Here is a 13,467-nt window from a genome sequence, read left to right as displayed (position 1 = left end):
GGACCTTGGCCCGCCGGTGCGCCAGGGTCAAGGTCCCGCCCCACGCACACGCCGCGCCGTTGCGCCCGGCGCCTTCGGAGTCGCCCCATGTTGTCCGCCCGCACCCATGAAAGCGTCCACGTTCGCCGCGGCCTCGTCGCCGCGCCCCACGCGCTCGCCGTGGAGGCCGGACGGCAGGTTCTGGCGGAAGGGGGCAACGCCATTGAGGCGGCAGTGGCCACCGCCGCCACCATCGCCGTGGTCTATCCGCACATGAACCATGTGGGCGGCGACGGCTTCTGGCTGATTCGCGAGCCCTCCGGGCGGGTGCGTTATATCGAGGCGTGCGGCTTCGCCGGCGCCGACGCCAGCATCGCCCACTACCATGACCGGGGATGCGAGAGCATTCCCTTCCGCGGTCCGCTCGCCGCCCTCACCGTGCCCGGCGCCGTGGGTGGCTGGCGTCTGGCGCTGGAGGCGGCGCGCGCCCATGGCGGCCGGCTGGATCTGCCGCGGCTACTGGAGCCCGCCATCCGCTATGCGCGCGAGGGCATCACGGTCAGCGGCTCCCAGGCGCGGCTGAGTGTGGAGAAGGCGGACGAGCTGCGCGATGTGCCGGGCTTCGCCACGGTGTTCCTGCCGCAGGGGGCGCCGCCGAAGGCCGGCAGCCCGCTGCGCCAGGAGCGGCTGGCCGATACCCTCGAGCATCTGGCGCGGGCGGGGCTGGACGATCTCTATCGCGGCGACGTGGGGCGCGAACTGGCGCATGATCTTCAGGCCATGGGTAGCCCAATCCACCGGGCCGATCTGCAGGCCTTTCAGCCGCGCGAGCGGGCGCCGCTGCGGGTGAGCCTGCCGCAGGGCGAGGTGTTCAACGCGCCGCCGCCCACGCAGGGGCTCGCATCGCTGATGATTCTGGCGCTCTACGCGCGATTGGGGGCGGCCCAGGCGGAGAGCTTCGCCCATATTCACGGCCTGGTGGAGGCCACCAAGCAGGCCTTTCTGGTGCGCGACAAGGTGGTGTGCGATCCCGATCGCGTCACCGCCAATCTCGACCACTTGCTGTCGGCGCCGCAGCTCGATGCCCTGGCCGGCCGCATCCGGCCCGACCGGGCGCTGGACTGGCCGCGGCCGGCGCAGCCGGGCGACACCATCTGGCTGGGGGCGGCGGACAGTTCCGGGCTGGTGGTGTCCTACATCCAGTCTATCTTCTTCGAGTTCGGATCGGGGTGCGTCTCGCCGTCCACTGGCATCCTCATGCAGAATCGTGGCGCCAGCTTCGCGCTCGATCCCAAGGCGCTCAACGCGCTGGCGCCGGGCCGGCGGCCCTTCCACACCCTCAATCCGGCGCTGGCGCAGCTGAAGGATGGGCGGGTGATCGCCTATGGCACCATGGGTGGCGAGGGGCAGCCGCAGACCCAGGCGGCGGTCTTCACCCGGCATGTGCTGTATGGGGTGCCGCTGGGCGAGGCCATCGCCCGGCCACGCTGGCTCCTGGGGCGCACCTGGGGGGCGCCGGAAACCCGGCTGCAGCTGGAAAACCGCTTCGAGGAGGGGCTGGTGGAGCGCCTGCGGGCCGCCGGGCACGATCTGGTGGTGTTGCCGGAAGCCTATTGCGACACCATGGGCCACGCCGGCGCGGTGGTGCTCCACCCCAAGGGCCAGGTGGAGGGCGCGCACGACCCGCGCGCCGATGGCGGCGCGGCCGGCGTGTGAGCGGACGCGCGGATGCGCCGGACAGGCCGGCGCATCCTTCTGGAAACGGGTGTTTAACCGGAGCCGGGCTCAGCGCTGGCCGGGATTGTGCTGGCCGGGACTGCGCTGGCCACCCTGCTGCTGCTGCCGGTCCTTCTGGCCGGGCGTCTGCGCCTGCTGCTGCTGGCGGTCCTGATCCCGACGGGGGTCGGGGTTCTGCGGCTTCTGGCTGGGGTTGGACGTCGAGGGACGCTGCTCCTGATCGCGCATGGTCATCTTCGCTTCTCCAACTTGAGCCCCCGGAGAAGAGAACGCCCCCCACCCGATGCGGTTCCATGGGCGGCAGTGATGGGGCGGCAGTGATGGGGCGGCGCGACTGGGTGGATGGGGCAGGGGCGCGCCCGCGGCCAGGCCTAAAATGCAAAAGGCCCGGCGGGTGCCGGGCCTTGCGCAGGGGGAGGGGAGGCTCAGGCGGCCTCTTCCGCCTCGATGTCGCTGTCGACGTCCGCCTCTTCCGCCGCCTTGGCGGCGCCGCGCCGCGGGCCCTTGAGCAGGTTCTGCTCGATGAGCTTCACGGACTCGGTCTCGGTGATGTTCTGCACCGCCGACAGCTCGCGCGCCATGCGATCGAGGGCCGCCTCATAGAGCTGACGCTCCGAATAGGACTGCTCGGGCTGGGTGTCGGAGCGATAGAGATCGCGCACCACCTCGGAGATGGCGACGAGATCACCGGAGTTGATCTTGGCTTCGTATTCCTGGGCCCGGCGGCTCCACATGGTGCGCTTGATGCGGGCGCGGCCCTGCAGGGTCTCGAGCGACTTCTCGACGATGTTGGTCTCGGAGAGCTTGCGCATGCCGACGCTGGCGATCTTGGGCACGGGGACCCGCAGCGTCATCTTGTCTTTTTCGAAGGAGATAACGAACAGTTCGAGCTTGAAACCGGCGACTTCCTGTTCCTCAATGGCCGTGATTCGGCCGACGCCATGCGAGGGGTAAACAATGTGCTCACCCGTCTTGAAGCCGAGACGGGTCTGCGCGTTCTTCTTGGGCGACATGCTTTTGACCACTCCCGATCCGGCCCGGGGGCCGGATCTGTTGGCGCGCGAAAACACTCCGGTCCGGTCACCGGGGGCGTGGCGCGCCGTGCGCTGTCGACATGGGCCGCGGCCGGAACGCCCGACGACCCGCTCTGTCAGCCGAAGGCCATATCAAACTGCCGCGTCACGCCGGTAAGACGGCTGACACGCAAATCTCGCCCCTGTGTCCCGAGAATGCGCGAAGGTGCACGCGCCTGCAGCATTGGTGGAAGCAATCGACTGTAAACGGCTGTATATCACAATTTTTGTAAGAATCAAAGCGCGGGTGTCGTCAATGCGACCAGTGGCTGTCGCATTGCGTGCGTTGCGATGACTCTGGCGGCCCCCTCGGGCGCCGGTTCCACCGCCTGCCGGTGAGGTCCTTGCTTCAGCATATAAACATTTCTTTATATCCTGATTGCTGCCGTGCCTGCGCCGTGCTAATGCCCCTGCCGAACGTGGTATCGCGGCCGCGGCCATCCTGCGCCCTTTCGAGGCGGCTGATTTCGAGCGGAGAGAGCAATGAGCAACGATTACGTGGTGAAAGACATCAACCTTGCCGACTGGGGTCGCAAGGAGCTGGACATCGCCGAAATCGAGATGCCCGGCCTGATGGCCACCCGCGCCGAATACGGGCCCGCCCAGCCGCTCAAGGGCGCCCGCATCGCCGGCTCGCTGCACATGACCATTCAGACCGGCGTGCTGATCGAGACCCTGAAGGCGCTGGGCGCCGATGTCCGCTGGGCGTCCTGCAACATCTACTCGACCCAGGACCACGCGGCCGCCGCCATCGCCGCCGCTGGCACCCCGGTGTTTGCCGTGAAGGGCGAAAGCCTTGAGGATTACTGGGAATATACCCACCGCATCTTCGAGTGGGCCGACGGCGGCCTGCCGAACATGATCCTCGACGACGGCGGCGACGCCACGCTGCTGGTCCACCTCGGCAAGCGCGCCGAAGAGGGCGACACCGCCTTCCTCGACGGCGCCACCAACGAGGAAGAAGAAGTGCTGTTCGCGGCCATCAAGCGCCGCCTCAAGCACAAGCCCGGCTGGTACAGCCAGCTTGCCGCCGCGATCCGCGGCGTGACGGAAGAGACCACCACGGGCGTGCATCGTCTTTATGAGATGCAGAAGAAGGGCACCCTGCTGTGGCCCGCCATCAACGTCAATGACAGCGTCACCAAGTCGAAGTTCGACAACCTCTATGGCTGCCGCGAGAGCCTGGTGGACGGCATCCGCCGCGGCACCGACGTGATGATGGCCGGCAAGGTGGCCATGGTTGCCGGCTTCGGCGACGTGGGCAAGGGCTCGGCGGCTTCGCTGCGCAATGCCGGTTGCCGCGTCCTGGTGTCCGAGGTGGACCCCATCTGTGCCCTGCAGGCGGCCATGGAAGGCTATGAGGTCACCACCATGGAAGATGCCGCGCCCCGCGCCGACATCTTCGTGACCTGCACCGGCAATGTGGACGTGATCACCGTGGAGCACATGCGCGAGATGAAGGATCGCGCCATCGTCTGCAACATCGGCCACTTCGACAGTGAGATCCAGGTCGCCGGCCTCAAGAACTTCAAGTGGCACAATGTGAAGCCGCAGGTGGACGAGGTGGAGTTCCCCACCGGCCGCCGCATCATCCTGTTGTCGGAAGGCCGCCTGGTGAATCTGGGCAATGCCACCGGCCACCCGAGCTTCGTGATGAGCGCCTCCTTCACCAACCAGACGCTGGCGCAGATCGAGCTGTTCACCAAGCCCGGCGTCTATGAGAAGAAGGTCTACACCCTGCCCAAGCACCTCGACGAGAAGGTGGCGACCCTCCATCTCGACAAGATCGGCGTGAAGCTCACCAAGCTGACCGAGCAGCAGGCCAAATATATCGACGTGCCCCAGGCCGGCCCGTTCAAGGCGGAGCACTACCGCTACTGAGCCCGACATCTTCCAAGTGCAAACGCCGGCCTTCGGGCCGGCGTTTTATTTGGGGCTTTGCGATTGGCGGAGCTCAGGCACCGGTATCCTCGCCGGGCTCGGGCTGCTCCTTGCCGGTGTCGATGAAGTCGGCGGCCAGCACCACCCGGCCGGCGGCCACATCCACCACCGGCACGGCAAGGCGGCTGAAGGGCACCATGAGGGTGCGGCCCTTGGTGGCGCCGGTGGGGGCATATTCGAGCACATCACCGGCGCCGAAATCGTGCAGCGCGATGACGGCGCCGAGGGTGGCTCCAGCCTCGTCCTCGACCCTCAGGCCGATCAGGTCCGCATGGTAGAAGGTGTCATCGTCCTCCGTCGCCGGGAGGGCGTCGCGGGGCACGAACAGGTCCACATTGGTCAGCGCCTCGGCGGCGGTGCGGTCGGGGACGCCGTCGAGCCGCGCGACGAAATGCTCCTTGGCCGGCCGCAGGGCGGTGATGCGGAAGGTGCGCCGGCCGCTGGCATCGGTGAGCGGGGCATAATCCAGCACCGCCTCCGGATCCTCCGCGAAGATGAACAGCCGCACCTCGCCCCTCACGCCATGGGGAGCGCCGATGCGGGCGATGAGGATGCGGTCGGTCACGGGAGACTCCAGGCACAGGGGATGGGCGCCCGTTCTTTCCCAATCGGCGACAAAAGGAAAGGCCGAACCGCGGTTAGGGCACCAAAGCGGCGTCGAGGCTGATGTCGGCCTTGAGCACGCGCGAGACCGGGCAGCCGGCTTCCGCCTTGGCCGCGAGCGCCTGGAAGGCGTCGGCCGCGATGCCCGGGATCTTCGCCCGCAGGGTCAGGTGCACGGCGGTGATTGTGAAGCCGTCAGTGCCTTTTTCCAGCGTCACCTCGGCCTTGGTCTCCATCTCCTCGGCGGTGAAGCCGGCGGCGCCGAGCATGCCGGACAGGGCCATGGTGAAGCAGCCCGCATGGGCGGCGCCGATCAGCTCCTCGGGATTGGTGCCAGGCTGGCCCTCGAAGCGGCTGGCGAAGCCATAGGGATAGGCGCTCAAGGCGCCGCTGGCGGTGGAGATGGCGCCCTTGCCGTCCTTGATGCCCCCGCTCCACACGGCCTTCCCGAAGGTCTTCATGATGTCCATCCTCTGGTTTCGGCGCCAACCTGTCGGCGCCTTTCAGGATAACGGTGCCGGAGTGGTGGCGGTTCCGCGCCTCAGGCCTCCGCCGGGGCCGGCCTGCCGGCGACGCCGCGCCGCGCGATCACCTGCAGCAGCTCGGTGTGCACGGTGCCGATATGGGCATCGAGCAGGTGGCAGGCCTCCTCCGCCTTGCCGGCGCGGCACAGGGCGATCAGGGCGGCGTGCTCGGTGCGGGCGCGCTCCATGGCTTCCGGCGTGGAAAGTTGCAGGCGGGTGTAGCGGTCGGACGTCTGCAGCAGCGCGGCGACGATCTGCCGGCTGCGGGGCAGGGGCGCAGGCGCATAGAGCGCCATGTGGAAGTCGGCGTTCAGAAGGCCCCAGCTCGACACGTCGTGGGCGAGGGTCGCGCCCACGAAACGGGCCTGGATGGCATCGAGCCGGGCGAAATCCTCGCCGACGAAGCGGGGCAGGGAGGCTTCCAGCAGGCGGGGCTCCAGCATCCGCCGCAGCTCGAACACGTCGTTGATCTCGTCCACCGACAGATCGGAAACGATGGCGCCCTTCTGGGGCACCATGCGCACCAGCCCTTCCGCCTCCAGCTGGAACAGCGCCTCGCGCACCGGAATGCGGCTGACCCCATAGGCTTCCGCCAGCGCATCCTGGCGCAGCTGGGTGCCGGCGGGATGGCTGCCGTCGAGGATCGCCTGCCGGAGTTGATCAAGGATCGCCGACGACAAGGTGCGGTGCTTCAGGTTCGTCTTCATTGTGCGGCCAAGCTAGCCGGATTTCGCCGGGGAGGGTATTGACGTGTCGATTGTATAAAATCTACAGTTTGGGCGAAAGCACGAAATCGAGACCGAAACGGTCCGTCTTCCAGAGCGTGAACATGACCGAAACTTCCTCCACGACGCCCGGCAAGGCGGCGACGGGCCGGCTCGTGCTGGCCGCTTCGTCGGCCTGGCTCAGGGTGGAACGGGTCGCCATCATCGTCCTCATGGCGCTGCTGTGCGGCCTGATCCTGTTGAATGTGGTGACCCGCTACACCGGCGTGCCGCTCTATTGGATCGATGAATCCGCCATTTACACGGTGGTCTGGCTCGCCTTCATCGGCGCCTCGGCCATGACCCGCCTGCGGCTTGATTTCACGGTCGGTCTTCTCACCGAGAAGCTACAGCGCAAGGGCGCGCAGGTGGCGAAGGCGCTGGCCACCGGCTTCACCGTGCTGTTCGGCCTGCTGCTCGCCTATATGTGCTGGCTGTGGATGGATCCCGTCGGCATTGCCGCCGCCGGATTCGACGCCAGGACCTTTGCCGGCGAGAGCTTCAACTTTCTCTATACCGAGCGCACCCAGACCCTGAACTGGCCCACCTGGGCGGTTCAGCTGATCATTCCCATCTTCGCCTGCTCCATGATCCTGCACGGCCTCGCCAATCTCATGGAAGATCTGGGGCTGGTGCCGATGGCGGCGCATGCGGGCTTTCCCATGGCCCATGCGGAGGCGGCGAGCTGAGATGCTGACCTCCGCCGCCTTCCTCATCACCATGCTGGTGGGCGTGCCCATCAGCCTGTGCATCGCGCTTGCCGGCATCGTCTACATCCTGGCTACCGGCAACCCGCTGCTGCTGCAGACCTTTCCCACCCAGCTGTTCGGCGGGGTGGACAGCTATGGCCTCATTGCCATTCCGCTGTTCGTGCTGATCGGCGAGATCATGAACGGCGGCGGCATCACCCGGCGCCTCATCGACATGGCCATGGCCTTCGTCGGCACCATGCGCGGCGGCCTCGCCTATGTGAACCTGCTCGCCAACATGTTCGTTTCCTCGATCCTGGGCTCGGCCACCGCGCAGGTGGCCATCATGGCCCAGATCCTGGTGCCGGAGATGGAGAAGAAGGGCTACGACAAGACCTTCTCCGCCGGCCTCACCGCCTATGCAGGCATGCTCGGGCCCATCATTCCGCCCTCGATCATGTTCGTGGTGTATTCGGTGCTGGCGCAGGTCTCGGTCAGCGACATGCTGATTGCCGGCATCATTCCCGGCGTGCTGCTCACCGGCCTGTTCTGCCTCGTCATCTATGCCATGGGTTACGTCTACGCCTATCCCAAGGGCGAGCCCATGAGCTGGGCCGAGCGCATCTCCATCGTGCTGGGTGCGGTGCCCACCCTGATCATTCCGGTGGTCATCGTCGGGTCCATCCTCACCGGCCTTGCCAATGCCACCGAGGCGGCGGCGGTGGGGGCGCTGGCGGCGGTGCTGATCGGCCGCTACTGGACCCGCGAGCTGCGCTTCGCGCAATTGCCGCAGATGCTGCTGCGGGCGGGGCTCTATTCGGCCGTCATCCTGTTCCTGGTGGCGGTGGCGGCGGTGCTGTCCTGGGTGCTGGTCTACGGGAAGGTGCCGCAGGCGGTGGCCGCCTGGGTGCAGACGGTGGCGACCGATCCGATCACCTTCATGCTGCTGGTCAATGTCATCCTGCTGGTGATCGGCACCGTCATCGACGGCGCGCCCGGCCTCATCATGACGGTGCCCATCCTGCTGCCCATCGCCACCCTGGTCTACCACATCGATCCCGTGCAGTTCGGCGTGGTGGCGGTGATCAACCTGGTGCTTGGCTTCCTCTCGCCGCCGGTGGGCCTGTGCTTCTTCGTCGCCTCCGCGGTCACCGGGGCCAAGACCGGCAAGATGTTCATCGTGACCCTGCCGTTCTTCTTCGCCGCCTGTGCCCTTCTGGTGCTGCTGTCGCTGGTGCCGACGCTCTCCACCTTGCTCATCAAGTGAAACAACAAACACGACCTTCCACGAGATCCAACGGGAGCCTGACATGACCTTGACCCGTCGCCACTTCCTCCTCGGTGCCACCGCCGGCGCCGCCGCTCTGCCGTTCGCCGCGCCCCATGTGGCCCGGGCGGCGGACGGGCGGGAATTCCGCCTCGGCATCATCACCCCGGTGGGCCACCCCTGGAACGTGGCCGCCGAGAAGGTGGGCGCGCAGCTGAAGGAGGCCACCGGCGGCCGCCTCTCCATCTCCGTCTTCCCCTCGGGCCAGCTGGGCAACGAGGCGGCGATGATGCAGCAGCTGCAGACCGGCGCCCTCGATATGGGCTGGATCATGACCGCCGAGCTCGGCTCGCGGGTGCCTTCCATCGCCGCCATCAACGCGCCGTGGGTGGTGGATTCCACCGCCAAGGCCGGCCAGCTTGTGCGCACGCCGGTGGCCATGGAGATGCTGAAGGTGCTGCCCAAGGAGACCGGCACGGTCGGCCTCGGCTGGGGCATCACCACCATGCGCGTGGTGTTTTCCGCGAAGCCCATCTCGGGCATCAAGGACCTCAACGGCATGAAGCTGCGCATCAACACCACGCCGGCCTACCGCGACTTCTACCAGTTGCTGGGCGCCGCCCCCACGCCGATCCCCACTCCGGCGGTGTTCGATGCCATGTCCAACGGCCAGGTGGACGGCCTGGAGGCCGATCTCGACTTCTCCTGGAACCAGCGCTTCGACAAGGTCTCCAAGACCATGCTGAAGATGGACGCCATCTTCATGCCGGTGGTGGCGCTGGTCTCCGGCCGGGTGTGGGCCACCCTCTCGCCGGAGGACAAAGCGCTCATCACCAAGCTCACCAAGGACGCCCTCGACGTCCAGATCGACGAGACCGTGGCCAACGAGCCGGTGCTGCTGAAGAAGTTCGGCGAGGTTATCCCGATCAAGGTGGCCGAAGTGGCCGATCGCGAGAAGATCATCGCCGAATACGACAAGATCTGGCTGCCCAAGGCGCCGGTGCTGGGCGAGCTGCGCAAGGTGGGCGCCAGCCTCTGACCTGCGCGGTCTCCCGCGAACGCCTCAGACGGCCGGGCGTGTGCCCGCCGTCCCCCCTCAGATCCCAACAAGGACCAATCAAGATGAAGCCGGCTATCGGGTGGGAAGGCGTCTTTCCCGCCGTGACCACGCAGTTCCGTGAGGACTATTCCCTCGACATCGACGCCACCGCCAAGGTGCTCGAAGGCCTGATCCGCGATGGCGTGTCCGGCCTCATCGTCTGCGGCACGGTGGGTGAGAACACCTCGCTTGCCACCGCGGAGAAGGTGCAGGTGATGGAGGCCGCCAAGTCCGTGGCCGCCGGCCGGGTGCCGGTGATCTGCGGCATCGCCGAATTCACCACCGATTTCGCCGTCGCCACCGCCAAGGAGGCGGCCAGGGTGGGGGTGGATGGCATCATGCTGATGCCGGCGCTGGTCTATTCCTCCAAGCCGCATGAGACCGCGGCCCATTTCCGCACCGTCTCCAAGGCCACCGACGTGCCGGTGATGGTCTACAACAACCCGCCGATCTACAAGAACGACGTGACCCCCGACGTGATCGCCTCACTGGTGGATTGCGACACCATCGTCTGCTTCAAGGAAAGCTCCGGTGACACCCGCCGCTTCATCGACCTGCGCAACAAGGTGGGCGACCGCTTCGTGATGTTCGCCGGCCTCGACGACGTGGTGGTGGAGAGCATCGCCGTGGGGGCGCAGGGCTGGGTGTCCGGCATGTCCAATGCCTTCCCCCGCGAGGGCGAGACCCTGTTCCGCCTCGCCCGTGCCGGCCGCTACGCGGAAGCCATGGCGCTCTATGAGTGGTTCATGCCGCTGCTGCACCTCGATGCCCGCCCCGATCTGGTGCAGTGCATCAAGCTGTGCGAGCACCTTCTGGGCCGCGGCACCTGGCGCACCCGCCCGCCGCGCCTGGCGCTGCTGGATCACGAGAAGGCCGAGGTGGAAGCGCTGGTGGCCAAGGCCCTCGCCACCCGCTCGGACCTCCCCGACGTGGGTCTGAGCCCGGCCGCCTGAGGCGCCGGATCGCCGCCCGCTCGCCATCCCCGTGCCGCCGGCGGGGGGATGGCGAAAATGTCGTGCGGGTGCGGCGCGAGGGCTCTTGCGGGGAAACAAGGGCTGCGGCACTTTCCCGCCCATGTCCATCACCACCCCCGAGCCGCTGGCTCTCGACGCCACCCGCGTCGCCACCCTGCTGGAGCGCGTCGCGGCGCGCATCGGTGCCCCTCACGTGGTCACCGATCCCCAGGAGATCGCCCCCCACCTCGTGGAAGGGCGCGGCCTGTTCCATGGCGCCACCCCGGCGCTGCTGAAGCCCGGCAGCACCGAGGAGGTGGCCTTCATCGTCGCCACCTGCGTGGAGCTGGGCCTGCCGCTGGTGCCCCAGGGGGGCAATACCGGTCTCGTGGGCGGACAGGTGCCGTTCGGCGCCATCCTCATGTCGCTGGGCCGGCTCAACCGCATCCGCAGCCTGGATGCCACCGACCTGACGGTGGTGGCGGAAGCCGGCTGCACCCTGCATCAGGTGCAGCAGGCGGCGGCGGAGGCGGACTGCCTGTTTCCGCTCTCCATCGCCTCGGAAGGCACCTGCCAGATCGGTGGCAACCTCTCCACCAATGCCGGCGGCACCGGCGTGCTGCGCTATGGCAACATGCGCGAATTGGCCTTCGGCCTGGAAGTGGTGCTGCCCGACGGGCGGATCTGGAACGGCCTGTCGCGCCTGCGCAAGGACAATACGGGCTACGATCTCAAGGACCTGTTCATCGGCGCCGAAGGCACCCTGGGCATCATCACCGCCGCGTCGCTGCGGCTGTTTCCGGCGCCGCGCCAGCGGGCCACCTCGTTCGTGGGCCTCGCCGACGCCCATGCGGCGCTGGCGCTGTTCAACCGGCTGCGCAACGTGGCCGGCGATGCCCTGACCGGCTTTGAGATCATGCCGCGCATCGGTCTTGAGATGGTGCTGAAGCACATGCCGGGCACCACGCGCCCGCTCACCGGCGAGCATGAATTCTACATTCTGGCCGAGCTCACCTCGACCCGCCGCGACGATGACCTGGCCGGTCTGGTCGAAGGCGTGCTGGCCGATGCCTTCGAGGCCGGCGAGGTGGAAGATGCGGTGATCGCCGCCAGCGAGGCCCAGGCCCAGGCGCTGTGGAAGCTGCGCGAAACTCTGTCGGATGCCCAGAAGTTCGAGGGCGGCTCCATCAAGCACGACGTGTCGGTGCCGGTGTCGCGGGTGCCGGAGTTCATCGTCGAGGCGAGCCGCCTGTGTGTGGAACATATGCCGGGCCTGCGCCCGTGCCCGTTCGGCCACATGGGCGACGGCAACATCCACTTCAACCTGAGCCAGCCCATCGGCATGGACAAGCAGGCCTATCTCGACACCTGGGAGGAGTTCAACCGCCTGGTGCACGACCTGGTGGCGAGCATGGGCGGCTCCATCTCGGCCGAGCACGGCATCGGCTATCTGAAGCGGGACGAGCTGCCGCTCTACAAGGATCCGGTGGCCCTCGACGTGATGGCGGCGCTGAAGCGCACCCTTGATCCGCGGGACCTCCTCAATCCCGGCAAGGTGCTGCCCACCTCGTGACACGGGTGCCGGGCGAAGGCGATCCTTCGCCCGACCTCAGAGGACGCTTCAGGCCGGGCGCCGGCGCACGCCGAAGGCGGTGCCCACGGCCAGGGCCAGCGGTACCGCCGCCGCCAGATAGACCAGGCGCGGGGCGTGGTGGTCGAGGATCATGCCGTAGACGATTGGCCCCACCAGACCGCCCACGTCGTAGCCCGAATAGACCACGCCGAACACCTTGCCGGTGGCGCCGGCCGGCGCCGTGCGGCGCACCAGCACGTCGCGCGAGGGCATGGTGATGCCGATGGCGAAGCCCACCGCGGCGATGAAGGCCACCGTCACCTCCGGCGGCACATGCATCACCGCCGCCAGCACCGCCAGCACCGCGGAGACCGCGAGCCCGCTCATGGCGATGAGGTGGTGGTTCTCCGCCCGGTCGGCAATGTGGCCACCGATGGCGACCCCCGCCGCACTGCCCAGCTGATAGAGCGTCACCGCCAGGGTGGCCAGCATGAGCGAGGCGCCGAAGCCCTCCTGCAGCGCGACGATGGAGAAGCTCTGCACCCCGTTCAGGGAGAGCGAGGTGAGCAGGAAATAGAGAAAGGCGACGATCACCACCGGCGTGGTGAGCACGGTGCGGAAGGTCAGCGGGCTGGCCGCATGGGGCGTGCCCGCCGCGGCGGCCGGCGCGGGCGCGCAATGGAGCAGGGCGCGGAACAAGGCGAGGCCGGCCACCACAAGGAGCGCGCCGAGGCCCATGGTGGTCAGCGCCGTGCGCCAGCCGAAGATGGCGCCCAGGGCACCGCTGATCAGCGGCGACAGGGCAAAGCCGATATTGCCGCAGATCACATGGGTGGCGAAGGCCCGGCCCAGGCGCTGGGGCGCTACCTTGTGGCTGAGGATCGACAGATCGGCGGGGTGATAGACGCTGTTGCCGAACCCGGCGAGGGCGGCGAGGGGCAGCAGCATCTCGTAATGGGGCGCAAATCCCATGGCGGCGGTGGCGCCGCCTTGCAGGATCATGCCGGACAGCAGCAGCCGGTCGGCGCCGAACCGGTCCACCAGCACGCCGGCCATCACCTGGCCGGCCGCCGAGCACAGGAAATAGACCGACAGAACCAGCCCTAGCTCGGTGAAGGAGGTGCCCAGATCATCCCGCATGAACAGGAACAGGGGCGCCAGCGCCAGCTGCAGCATGTGGCTGGTGAAATGGGCGACGCCCACCGCCCCGATGGTGGCGACCTCGCCCGAAACCTCGGGGGCCGCATCGGCATTCACAGACACCC

The 13,467-nt window shown here is 67.7% G+C and carries 13 protein-coding genes; 7 read left to right on the top strand and 6 right to left on the bottom strand.

Features of this window, described 5'->3' with window-relative positions; genetic code table 11:
* The first annotated feature begins 87 nt into the window (after positions 1-87).
* Positions 88-1,695 (top strand): gamma-glutamyltransferase family protein, encoded by a 1,608-nt coding sequence (locus tag MEU52_RS05095; RefSeq protein WP_238119608.1) that lies wholly within the window; start codon positions 88-90, stop codon positions 1,693-1,695.
* 69 nt (positions 1,696-1,764) lie between these two features.
* Here MEU52_RS05095 and MEU52_RS05090 read toward each other — a convergent pair whose 3' ends face one another.
* Entirely contained in the window at positions 1,765-1,950 is a 186-nt protein-coding gene (locus MEU52_RS05090; protein WP_238119616.1) for a hypothetical protein, read from the bottom strand.
* A 191-nt stretch (positions 1,951-2,141) separates the two neighbouring features.
* On the bottom strand, positions 2,142-2,729 hold the full coding sequence (locus MEU52_RS05085; RefSeq protein WP_238119618.1) for a CarD family transcriptional regulator: 588 nt from the start codon (positions 2,727-2,729) through the stop codon (positions 2,142-2,144).
* Positions 2,730-3,272: 543 nt separating this feature from the next.
* Here MEU52_RS05085 and ahcY point away from each other — a divergent pair.
* The gene (gene ahcY, locus MEU52_RS05080; protein ID WP_238119620.1) at positions 3,273-4,670 is read left to right on the top strand and encodes an adenosylhomocysteinase; all 1,398 of its coding nucleotides are present in this window, start codon (positions 3,273-3,275) and stop codon (positions 4,668-4,670) included.
* A gap of 73 nt (positions 4,671-4,743) precedes the next feature.
* Here ahcY and rimM read toward each other — a convergent pair whose 3' ends face one another.
* The 3 genes from rimM to MEU52_RS05065 all read right to left on the bottom strand — a co-directional run bounded on the left by rimM (position 4,744) and on the right by MEU52_RS05065 (position 6,564).
* Positions 4,744-5,295 carry a ribosome maturation factor RimM gene (gene rimM / locus MEU52_RS05075; protein WP_238119622.1) on the bottom strand — a complete coding sequence of 184 codons (552 nt, stop codon included), beginning with the start codon at positions 5,293-5,295 and terminating at the stop codon, positions 4,744-4,746.
* Between the two features lie 73 nt (positions 5,296-5,368).
* Entirely contained in the window at positions 5,369-5,794 is a 426-nt protein-coding gene (locus MEU52_RS05070; RefSeq protein WP_443265993.1) for an OsmC family protein, read from the bottom strand.
* An 80-nt stretch (positions 5,795-5,874) separates the two neighbouring features.
* On the bottom strand, positions 5,875-6,564 hold the full coding sequence (locus MEU52_RS05065; protein ID WP_238119626.1) for a GntR family transcriptional regulator: 690 nt from the start codon (positions 6,562-6,564) through the stop codon (positions 5,875-5,877).
* Between the two features lie 122 nt (positions 6,565-6,686).
* On the opposite strand from MEU52_RS05065, the gene MEU52_RS05060 reads away from it, so the two are divergent.
* From MEU52_RS05060 to MEU52_RS05040, 5 genes are all read left to right on the top strand, one after another.
* Positions 6,687-7,310 carry a TRAP transporter small permease gene (locus tag MEU52_RS05060; RefSeq protein WP_238119628.1) on the top strand — a complete coding sequence of 208 codons (624 nt, stop codon included), beginning with the start codon at positions 6,687-6,689 and terminating at the stop codon, positions 7,308-7,310.
* 1 nt (position 7,311) lies between these two features.
* The gene (locus MEU52_RS05055; RefSeq protein ID WP_238119630.1) at positions 7,312-8,577 is read left to right on the top strand and encodes a TRAP transporter large permease; all 1,266 of its coding nucleotides are present in this window, start codon (positions 7,312-7,314) and stop codon (positions 8,575-8,577) included.
* A 43-nt stretch (positions 8,578-8,620) separates the two neighbouring features.
* Positions 8,621-9,616 carry a TRAP transporter substrate-binding protein gene (locus MEU52_RS05050; protein WP_238119632.1) on the top strand — a complete coding sequence of 332 codons (996 nt, stop codon included), beginning with the start codon at positions 8,621-8,623 and terminating at the stop codon, positions 9,614-9,616.
* Positions 9,617-9,699: 83 nt separating this feature from the next.
* Positions 9,700-10,629, top strand: coding sequence for a dihydrodipicolinate synthase family protein (locus MEU52_RS05045; protein ID WP_238119647.1), 930 nt, complete (start codon positions 9,700-9,702; stop codon positions 10,627-10,629).
* Between the two features lie 121 nt (positions 10,630-10,750).
* Complete coding sequence (locus MEU52_RS05040) at positions 10,751-12,202, top strand: FAD-binding oxidoreductase (RefSeq protein ID WP_238119649.1); 1,452 nt, start codon at positions 10,751-10,753, stop codon at positions 12,200-12,202.
* Between the two features lie 48 nt (positions 12,203-12,250).
* On the opposite strand, the gene MEU52_RS05035 is transcribed toward MEU52_RS05040, so the two are convergent.
* A complete protein-coding gene (locus tag MEU52_RS05035; RefSeq protein ID WP_238119651.1) occupies positions 12,251-13,465 on the bottom strand; it encodes an MFS transporter in 1,215 nt (404 codons plus the stop codon).
* Between the last annotated feature and the right edge of the window lie 2 nt (positions 13,466-13,467).

The organism is Xanthobacter sp. NM-25 (assembly GCF_022138605.1).
Taxonomy (GTDB): domain Bacteria; phylum Pseudomonadota; class Alphaproteobacteria; order Rhizobiales; family Xanthobacteraceae; genus Xanthobacter.
Note: the sequence above shows the minus strand (reverse complement) of the source record. Positions and strands in the feature narration are given on the sequence as shown.

What these genes read in the sequence shown, in the direction of transcription:
- MEU52_RS05090 (WP_238119616.1), bottom strand. Translation starts at nt 1,950, where the DNA reads ATGACCATGCGCGATCAGGAGCAGCGTCCCTCGACGTCCAACCCCAGC.
- MEU52_RS05050 (WP_238119632.1), top strand. Translation starts at nt 8,621, where the DNA reads ATGACCTTGACCCGTCGCCACTTCCTCCTCGGTGCCACCGCCGGCGCC.
- MEU52_RS05040 (WP_238119649.1), top strand. Translation starts at nt 10,751, where the DNA reads ATGTCCATCACCACCCCCGAGCCGCTGGCTCTCGACGCCACCCGCGTC.
- MEU52_RS05055 (WP_238119630.1), top strand. Translation starts at nt 7,312, where the DNA reads ATGCTGACCTCCGCCGCCTTCCTCATCACCATGCTGGTGGGCGTGCCC.
- MEU52_RS05085 (WP_238119618.1), bottom strand. Translation starts at nt 2,729, where the DNA reads ATGTCGCCCAAGAAGAACGCGCAGACCCGTCTCGGCTTCAAGACGGGT.
- MEU52_RS05070 (WP_443265993.1), bottom strand. Translation starts at nt 5,794, where the DNA reads ATGAAGACCTTCGGGAAGGCCGTGTGGAGCGGGGGCATCAAGGACGGC.
- ahcY (WP_238119620.1), top strand. Translation starts at nt 3,273, where the DNA reads ATGAGCAACGATTACGTGGTGAAAGACATCAACCTTGCCGACTGGGGT.
- MEU52_RS05065 (WP_238119626.1), bottom strand. Translation starts at nt 6,564, where the DNA reads ATGAAGACGAACCTGAAGCACCGCACCTTGTCGTCGGCGATCCTTGAT.
- MEU52_RS05045 (WP_238119647.1), top strand. Translation starts at nt 9,700, where the DNA reads ATGAAGCCGGCTATCGGGTGGGAAGGCGTCTTTCCCGCCGTGACCACG.
- MEU52_RS05095 (WP_238119608.1), top strand. Translation starts at nt 88, where the DNA reads ATGTTGTCCGCCCGCACCCATGAAAGCGTCCACGTTCGCCGCGGCCTC.
- MEU52_RS05060 (WP_238119628.1), top strand. Translation starts at nt 6,687, where the DNA reads ATGACCGAAACTTCCTCCACGACGCCCGGCAAGGCGGCGACGGGCCGG.